The 8253-nt window shown below is 64.2% G+C and carries 8 protein-coding genes and 1 pseudogene; all 9 read right to left on the bottom strand.

Going from position 1 to position 8253, the window contains the following annotated elements; genetic code table 11:
* Positions 1–323: HD domain-containing protein (locus A2J03_RS16750; protein WP_231912568.1), on the bottom strand; the 323-nt coding region annotated here is incomplete at its 3' end.
* A 157-nt stretch (positions 324–480) separates the two neighbouring features.
* Entirely contained in the window at positions 481–1068 is a 588-nt protein-coding gene (locus A2J03_RS16745) for an adenine phosphoribosyltransferase (protein WP_082897889.1), read from the bottom strand.
* Positions 1035–2747, bottom strand: a complete 1713-nt coding sequence (locus A2J03_RS16740; RefSeq protein ID WP_068376042.1) for an ABC transporter substrate-binding protein — start codon at positions 2745–2747, stop codon at positions 1035–1037. Before A2J03_RS16740 ends, A2J03_RS16745 begins: the two co-directional genes overlap by 34 nt.
* Positions 2747–3940 (bottom strand): protein translocase subunit SecF, encoded by a 1194-nt coding sequence (secF, locus tag A2J03_RS16735; RefSeq protein ID WP_068376040.1) that lies wholly within the window; start codon positions 3938–3940, stop codon positions 2747–2749. Before secF ends, A2J03_RS16740 begins: the two co-directional genes overlap by 1 nt.
* Position 3941: 1 nt before the next feature.
* Positions 3942–5642, bottom strand: a complete 1701-nt coding sequence (gene secD / locus A2J03_RS16730) for a protein translocase subunit SecD (protein ID WP_231912567.1) — start codon at positions 5640–5642, stop codon at positions 3942–3944.
* Positions 5643–5798: 156 nt separating this feature from the next.
* Complete coding sequence (gene yajC, locus A2J03_RS16725) at positions 5799–6206, bottom strand: preprotein translocase subunit YajC (RefSeq protein WP_068376038.1); 408 nt, start codon at positions 6204–6206, stop codon at positions 5799–5801.
* A 128-nt stretch (positions 6207–6334) separates the two neighbouring features.
* Positions 6335–7411, bottom strand: coding sequence for a Holliday junction branch migration DNA helicase RuvB (ruvB, locus tag A2J03_RS16720; protein ID WP_068376035.1), 1077 nt, complete (start codon positions 7409–7411; stop codon positions 6335–6337).
* Entirely contained in the window at positions 7408–8016 is a 609-nt protein-coding gene (gene ruvA / locus A2J03_RS16715; protein WP_068376031.1) for a Holliday junction branch migration protein RuvA, read from the bottom strand. Before ruvA ends, ruvB begins: the two co-directional genes overlap by 4 nt.
* Positions 8013–8253 (bottom strand): annotated as a pseudogene (locus A2J03_RS16710) (crossover junction endodeoxyribonuclease RuvC); the annotation flags it as partial. The gene ruvA and the pseudogene A2J03_RS16710, both read right to left, overlap by 4 nt.

The raw sequence follows: 8253 nt of genomic DNA, 5'->3' as shown, positions 1-8253 counted from the left end.
GCAACGGGCGTCGTGGTGTCCATGCCGAGCTCGGCGAGGATGTTGGCCACCGCAAGTGGGTGCGTGATGTACGGGTCGCCCGACTTCCGCATCTGGGTGGCATGCCGCTCGTCCGCGACGTCGTACGCGCGCTGCAGCAGAGCTAGATCCGCCTTGGGGTACAACTCGCGATGCAGGCTGACCAACGGTTCCAGCACCGGTTTGACCGCGGCATTGCGGCCTGCAGTGATTCGCCTGGCCAGACGGGCTCGAACGCGGCGTGACGCGGAGGTCGGAACCGCGGACATCGCGCTCCGGCTCTCTGATTGAGGAACCGGTTCCACTGTCGCTTCGGTCGTGACGACGGCCTCGGTATCCGACGAGGGTCGATCAGGCAAGGGTTGGTCGACGTAACGAGTCACAGTGATCGCCTCCTGCCGCGTTGGCTGCACTCGTGGCTCACGCGCCGCCGTCGAATGCAGTAGTGATCAACTTTAGTCCTCATACCTGCCGGAGGCAGACGAGCGGGTAGCCCACACACTTGTCCCGACCGCCGAGTGCCGATATCTCGAGAGCAACCGCAGCTCCGACTATTTCCGCGCCGCGAGAGCGGAGCAGTTCGACTGTGGCTGCGACAGTGCCGCCGGTGGCCAGTACGTCGTCGATGACCAACACTTTGCGCCCGGACACGTCGACGGCCTCCGGAATCTGCAGCTCGGCGGAGCCGTACTCGAGTTGATAGCTCTGCGAGATGACCGGGGGCGGCAACTTTCCGGCCTTGCGCACTGCCAGGACGCCGGTACCGAGAGTAAGCGCAACGCCCGCGCCCAACAGAAAGCCCCGCGCATCGATACCTGCTACGAGGTCGGCTCCCGATCCTGCGGTCGCCAACGCAGCGACGACCGAAGACAGTCCGTCCGAATCGGCGAACACCGGCGTCAGATCCGCGAACCGAACGCCGACGACGGGGAAATCGTCTGCCCACCGAACGAGCCGATCGATATTGCCGGTGGCGGCCGCGACGAGACCGGATTCGGGCGAAGAGAATTGGGTGCTCACCGGTGAAGTATCCACCGATCCATATTCCATCCGGCACCCGAGACCGTCGGATTCACCACGACGTTGCTCATTCCATCGGCCGCGGCCATACTGCGAGGCTGGTTGAACAACGGCAACGACGGCATGTCGTTCCACAAGATCCGCTCGCCCTCGGTGGCAAGGGACAGCGCAGAGGCGTCGTCGGTCTCGACGGCGAGTCGGTCGACGATGGCATCGATCCGGCCGTTGACGTATCCCCCGACATTGCTGCCGACCCCGCTGCGCAGGCTGTAGCGAGCGGCTTCGTCCGACACCGCACCAGCGGGCCCCGATGCCGAGGCGGTCGAGCCGAGTACCGCGTCGACGGCACCTGCTCGCAGTGCACTGGGAGCGAACTCTGGCGAACTGGCATCCTCGACGACGACACCGGCGGGGGCACACGCGGCAGCGATGTCGGCGACGATCTCCGACCGTCTCGGGTCGGGGGCGAGATAGCCGATCCTGATGGTGATTCCGTCGAGGCCCGCGCCGTTCAGCTCTGCAGCGGATGCACCGGTGTCGGGTGCGCGATACCGGCCGTCGGCTGTGCCTGCAACCGGTCCGTACAGCAGTGTGTTCGGTTGGACGAGTCGGGAATCGACAACGCCGGAGCCGATTCCGGCGGCCTCGTCGAAGCCGGGATGACCAGCTGCTTCGAACAGCTGCGTCCTCGGTACGCAGAGCGCGAGGGCTCGTCGTGCCGCTGAGGGAGCCAATGCGCCGCTGGTGGCGAGTGTCAGCTGCTCGACGCCGTGTGACGGATAGTCGGTGCGCTCGAATCCATCAGCCGGCATCGTTCCACCGGCGCCGTGGTCGACGACTTCGAGGTCACCGGCGTCCACCTGGGCCTGCACGTCGGTCCCTTTGGGCCACACGACGATCCGCTCGGTCTCGGGTGGTACACCCCACCACTTGTCGTTCGCTACGAGAACGAGTCCGCTGTCCTGGGTGTAGGAATCGACCTTGTAGGGCCCATTCGACGGCAGCAGCGACGTATCCACCTGCCCGGGTGTGAGCGTCCAGCCGACGTTCCAGAAGTCCGCGATACGACCGACCGCGGCAAGGTCTGACGTCTGAATCGGATCGACAACGTTGGGTACACCAGCAACCCGGGCGACTACGTGCGCGGGGAGCAGTTCGGTGGCACCGAACAAACTCCGCCATCCTTCGTAGCTACGACCCGCACGGAAGACGACCGTGGCTTCCTTGCTTCCTGATACGCAGTCGACTCGGTCGATATCCGAGTACCCAGCACTCGAGGCCGAATCGAACATCGGAAGATCGTTCTCGCCTGCAACGAATCTGCCACTGTTCGCTGCCCACGTGAGAACGAGATCGTCGCATGTCATCGGAACACCGTCGGAGTACGTGGCCTGCGGAGCGATGGTGTAGCTGACCGTCAGAACGTCTGCCGGAACGACTGCAACCCCGCCGATGTCGTTGTCGGACAGCGCTTCTCCTTCTGGACCCAGGTAGCTGAAGCCCGTCTGCACGCGCGGGAACGCTTGCCTGGCACCCGATGCCGCGCCGTCCACGGTCTGCGCGTTGTACGTGGTCAGGGTGTTGTCCACTGCGTATCCGATGGACGGAACCTGGTCGTCCGACGACGAGCACCCCACGAGGGCGCCGGCAGCGACGCCGGCAGCCACTGCAGCTGCCGTCGCTCGCGACCTCACGACTGAAACGTTCATCAACGCCTCTTCTTGGTGCGCTTCCCGGTCGGCCGCGAACCCACCCGCGGTGTGACGGGCGCGTCGGCTGCGACGCCGGAGCCTGCGGTGACCAGACCCGTCGACCCTGCTCTGTTGGCGGCTTCTGCGCGCTTGGCAAGAACCTTCTTGGTGTGCACGGAGACCGGTCCCCATTTTTCCTTGATGGTGACAAGGAGTGGGGTCGCGAAGAAGATCGACGAATATGCGCCGACGATCATGCCTACCAGCTGGACCAGCGCCAGGTCCTTCAACGTTCCGACACCGAGAAGCCAGACCGCGACGACCATGAGTGCGAGAACGGGAAGAACTCCGATGACAGTGGTGTTGATCGAGCGCATCAGAGTCTGGTTGACGGCGAGGTTCGCCTGCTCGGCAAAGGTCTTTCGATGCAGATGCAGAATTCCGCGAGTGTTCTCCTCGACTTTGTCGAAGACGATCACCGAGTCGTACAGCGAGAAGCCGAGAATAGTCAACAACCCGATGACCGTTGCAGGTGTGACCTCGAACCCGACAAGCGAATAGACACCGGCGGTCACTATGAGGTCGAAGAACAACGCAGCAAGCGCGGCGATCGCCATGTCACGTTCGTAGCGAATCGCGATGTAGATACTCACGATCACCAGGAACACCAGTAGAGCGATCAAAGCCTTCTGGGTGATCTGACCGCCCCAGGTCTCGCTGACGTCGGAGAAACTGATGGCGTTCGGCGAGGGTGTTCCGGTGCTGTCGACCGGTTGGAAGGTCTCGAACAGTGCGTTTCGGACCTGATCCACCTGATTGGCCTCGAGCGCTTCGGATCTCACCTGAACGGTCGCCGCAGCGCCCGAACCGACAGTCTGAACCGCCTCCGGACCGAAACCGAGGGTGTCTGTGAACACCGTCTCGACCTGCTCGGACGTGATGCTGCCGTCTGCCGGTACCTGAATCTTGGTACCGCCCTCGAAGTCGATACCGAGCGTGAATCCGCGAACAACCATGCTCAGGAGGCAGATCAGCACGATCACGCCGGTCAGCGTGTAGTAGAACCGCCTGCGACCCACGACCTCGAAGGCACCGGTTCCGGTGTACAGCCGCGAAAGCCAACTACGCGTCGGCTGTGCGCTTTGGTCGACCCCTGAGTCCTCGAGCAAGGTAGAACCGGTGCCGGTGGACTTCTGTGAAGAATCGGACATCTCAGGCCCCCGTCGTCGGTGCATCGGCTGCTGCTTTGCGTGCCATCGTGCGCGCGGCGGCGCGTTTGCGCTCCTGCGCGATCTGCGCGACGGCTCCCAGTCCGTTCACCCCGGGTTTCGACCAGAACTTCGATTTCGACGCGAGGTGGACGAGAGGCCAGGTCACCAGGAACACCACGACAACGTCGAGGACCGTGGTCAGACCGAGGGTGAACGCGAAGCCCTGCACCTGGCCGACGGCCAGAACGTAGAGCACGACGGCGGCGATGAAGCTGACGGCGTTTCCGGACAGGATCGTCTTACGCGCGCGCGTCCACCCGCGCGGAACTGCCGATCGGAAGCTTCTGCCTTCGCGGATCTCGTCTTTGATGCGTTCGAAGAACACGACGAAGGAGTCCGCGGTCATACCGATACCGATGATCAGTCCGGCGATGCCTGCCAGGTCGAGCGTGAAGTTGATCCACCGCCCGAGCAGCACCAGGATGCCGTACACCATCGCGCCGGCTAGGATCAGCGACAGCGCGGTCAGGAAGCCGAGTGCGCGGTAATACGCAAGGCAGTACAGAAGTACCAGAGCCAGGCCGATTGCGCCGGCGAGCAGTCCCGCGTCGAGCGAGGCGAGGCCGAGGGTCGCGGACACCGTTTCGGCTTCCGAGGACGCGAACGACAACGGCAGCGAGCCGTACTTCAGCGTGTTCGCCAACTCGGACGCACCCTGGGCCGTGAACTGACCGGTGATGGACGTTGCGCTGCCCGCAGGCGTCGCACCCTGAATTTGCGGTGCACTGACGACCTTCGAGTCCAGCGTGAACGCAGCCTGGCTACCGATGTTCTCCGCGGTGAACTTCGCCCAGGTGTTGCTGCCCTCGGAATCGAAACTCAGGCTCACCTCGTGGCGGGATTGCTGCGTGTTGAATCCCGAGGTCGCGTCCGAAATCTGCTGGCCGTCGATGATGCTCGGGCCGAGCAGATAGACCGCGGTGCCGTCGGTAGAGCACGCCACCAGAGGGAGCGCCGGATCGTCGTTACCTTGCAGCGGGTCCGGAGCGTTGCAGTCGATGGTCGCAAGTGCGGCCTGCTGAACCTGCTGGTCCTCGCTCTGCCGCAGCGCCTTCGCTTCGGTAATCTCGTCGGCCGTCTGTTCGGCGTCGGTTCCCGGCTGCTCCGCAGCGGGCTCGTCTGCCGCTGGTGCCGGCTCGATCGTGCTGGGGTCCTGGGCCGGGAACGGACGACCCTGCGGAACTGCGTCACCTGCCGGTGCGGGTGTCTCAGCTGCTGGAACTTCCGCTGCGGGGGCCTCACCAGCGGGGGCGCCCGCTGCGGGCTGGGTGGCCTGAATGACCGGCCGAATGAACAGGCGGGCGGTCTGACCGAGTGTGCGCGCCTGCGAGCTGTCGTCGCCGGGCACCGTGATGACGAGATTCTCACCGTCGATGAGCACCTCGGACCCCGCGACACCGAGACCATCGACGCGGGTGGTGATGATCTGCTGCGCCTGCGCCAGACTCTCCCGGCTCGGTGAACTGCCGTCCGGTGTACGCGCGGTCAGCGTGACGCGGGTGCCGCCCTCGAGATCGATGCCCAGCTTGGGCGTGGGCGACTTGTCTCCGGTGAAGAAGACCAATGCATACACAACGGCCATCAGGACGCCGAACACGGCGAGATAGCGGGATGGATGCACCGATCCGCTTGAAGTTGCCACGGTCTGTGATTCTCCTCTTGGCAATTGACGATGGTGACGGCGGTTGACGATCACGAAAGACTTCGGTGCGCCGATCAGGGAAAAACGGACACCCTGGTCCCCGCACGCGAAACCGCTGCCGGAACGTGTCCGACAGCGGTTGCGGTCATCTTTCGGTCACTCTTTGTCTAGGCGACGCGCGCTCTGCTCGACCGTCTCGTCGGCGACAGGCTCTGTAGTGCTCTTCTTCTCCAGCGACGGTCCGGCACCCTCGACACCCGACAGGTCGTCCGGTGCAACGAACTGGTCGGCGTCGGTCGACTCGTCGATGTCGGCGGGAAGGACCTCACGCACCACGGCGCGCGACCACGTGGTGATGATTCCGTCCGCGACCTCGAGGTCGATGGTGTCCTCTTCTACCAGCACTACGCGGGCATACAGTCCAGCGGTCGTCACGACCTCGTCGCCGACCTTCAAGGAGTCCTGCAACGCCTGAGTGTCGGCAAGGACCCTCTTCTGTTTGCGGACATTGAGAAACATCGGTACGAGCAGTGCCACGATCAGCAGCGGAAATAGCAGTTCCATCTTGTACGTCAGTCCTAAAATCGTCTCGGTTGGCGTGTCGTCTCGGCAATGAAGAAGTGCCGCGCGTTCGTCCTAGTGTGCCACTAGCTCACCGGTGATCTGTCCGGCTCCCGCTGTTTATCAGCAGATTATTCGAATAAGCCCTGCTGAGCCTCGTTGGTTCGCACAGAAATGCCACCGATCGCAAGGTCCGGCGGCGGAACGAGACCGAGGTGAGTCCACGCCGCCGCTGTGGCGACACGCCCGCGCGGCGTTCGTGCGACCATCCCCGCGCGCACGAGAAACGGTTCGCAGACTTCCTCCACGGTCGCCGGTTCTTCGCCGACCGCCACAGCGAGAGTCGACACTCCGACCGGTCCTCCACCGAAGCTTCTGATCAAGGCACTGAGAACGGCGCGGTCGAGGCGGTCGAGACCGAGTTGATCCACGTCGTAGACCACGAGGGCTTCCTGCGCGGTCTGCTTCGTGACCGTTCCGTCGCCGCGAACCTCGGCGTAGTCGCGGACTCTGCGAAGCAGACGGTTAGCGATCCGAGGGGTGCCACGCGACCGTCCGGCGATCTCGGCGCAGCCTTCCTTGTCGATGGGAACGCCGAGTATCCCGGCCGATCGCAGCAAGATCTTCTCCAGCTCCTCGGGCTCGTAGAAATCCATGTGCGCGACGAATCCGAAGCGATCACGCAATGGCCCGGTGAGGGCGCCGGATCTGGTGGTGGCTCCGACGAGGGTGAAGGGCGCGACCTCGAGCGGGATCGACGTCGCGCCCGGGCCCTTCCCAACGACCACGTCGACCCGAAAGTCCTCCATGGCCAGGTAGAGCATTTCCTCCGCCGGGCGTGCGATTCGATGGATCTCGTCGATGAAAAGCACATCACCCTCGACGAGATTGCTCAGCATCGCGGCGAGGTCACCGGCCCGTTCGAGGGCGGGTCCCGATGTGAGCCGTAGCGACGTATTGAGTTCCTGGGCAATGATCATGGCCATCGACGTCTTGCCTAGGCCAGGCGGACCGGACATAAGGATGTGATCGGGCGTGCTGCCCCGCAGCTTGGCTCCGGTCAGGACAAGCTGGAGTTGCTCTCGCACTCGGGGTTGCCCGATGAAGTCGGTCAACGACTTCGGCCGCAGACTCGTTTCGACGTCGCCGTCGTCCGAGATGATCTCGGCGCTCACCTGCGACTCCTCGAACTCTGCGGCGTCGCTCACTTGCTCTTACCCAGGGAAGCGAGAGCCGACCGCAACGCTGCCGAGGTGGTCGCGTCCGGTTGCGCGGCCAGAACCGCATCGGTGGCATCCTCGGCCTGCTTCAGCGGGAAGCCGAGACCGGTGAGCGCTTCGACGATCTGGTCGCGAACCGGGTTCCCACCGGTCGAACCCGATGGAAGCGATGTCGCGCCTGATCCGCCGACGATTGCGTCTACCTTGTCTCTGAGCTCGACGATCATGCGCTCGGCTCCGCGCTTACCGATGCCGGGCACTCGCGTCAGGGCGGTGATGTTGCTGTCCGCGAGGGCAGTGCGCAGCGAGTGTGGATCGAGCACTGCCAGCGTCGCCATCGCGATTCGCGGACCGACGCCGGACACCGTCAGCAGCAACGAGAACAGGTCCCTCGACTCGCTGTCCTCGAACCCGTACAGCGTCATCGAGTCCTCGCGCACGATCATCGTCGTCAGTAGCCTCGACTCCGACCCGCGGGCGAGTGTTCCGAGCGTCGCGGGTGTCGCATTGACCCGGTAACCCACTCCCGACGCCTCGAGAACCGCATGGTCGAGGGCGATCTCGAGGACTTCCCCGCGAATCGACGCAATCATCGGGCGCCCGCCTCTTTCTTGGCCTTGATCTTGGTGGCGCTGCCGAGCTTCTTCGCTGCAGCTGCCCTGGACTTGCGCTCCTCGGCCAGACGAGCCTCGTACTTCCGCTTCTGTTCCGCGGCCATCGCCTCGGCCTGAGCCATTCTGGCGATCATGGGAGCCCGCCAGCAATGGCAGATCCCCAGGGCCAGGGCGTCGGCCGCGTCCGCAGGAGTGGGCGCCGTCTGCAAACCCAGA

This window comes from Rhodococcus sp. EPR-157, assembly GCF_001647195.1.
GTDB lineage: Bacteria > Actinomycetota > Actinomycetes > Mycobacteriales > Mycobacteriaceae > Rhodococcoides.
Note: the sequence above shows the minus strand (reverse complement) of the source record. Positions and strands in the feature narration are given on the sequence as shown.

What these genes read in the sequence shown, in the direction of transcription:
- ruvA (WP_068376031.1), bottom strand. Translation starts at nt 8,016, where the DNA reads ATGATTGCGTCGATTCGCGGGGAAGTCCTCGAGATCGCCCTCGACCAT.
- yajC (WP_068376038.1), bottom strand. Translation starts at nt 6,206, where the DNA reads ATGGAACTGCTATTTCCGCTGCTGATCGTGGCACTGCTCGTACCGATG.
- secF (WP_068376040.1), bottom strand. Translation starts at nt 3,940, where the DNA reads ATGTCCGATTCTTCACAGAAGTCCACCGGCACCGGTTCTACCTTGCTC.
- A2J03_RS16745 (WP_082897889.1), bottom strand. Translation starts at nt 1,068, where the DNA reads ATGGAATATGGATCGGTGGATACTTCACCGGTGAGCACCCAATTCTCT.
- A2J03_RS16740 (WP_068376042.1), bottom strand. Translation starts at nt 2,747, where the DNA reads ATGAACGTTTCAGTCGTGAGGTCGCGAGCGACGGCAGCTGCAGTGGCT.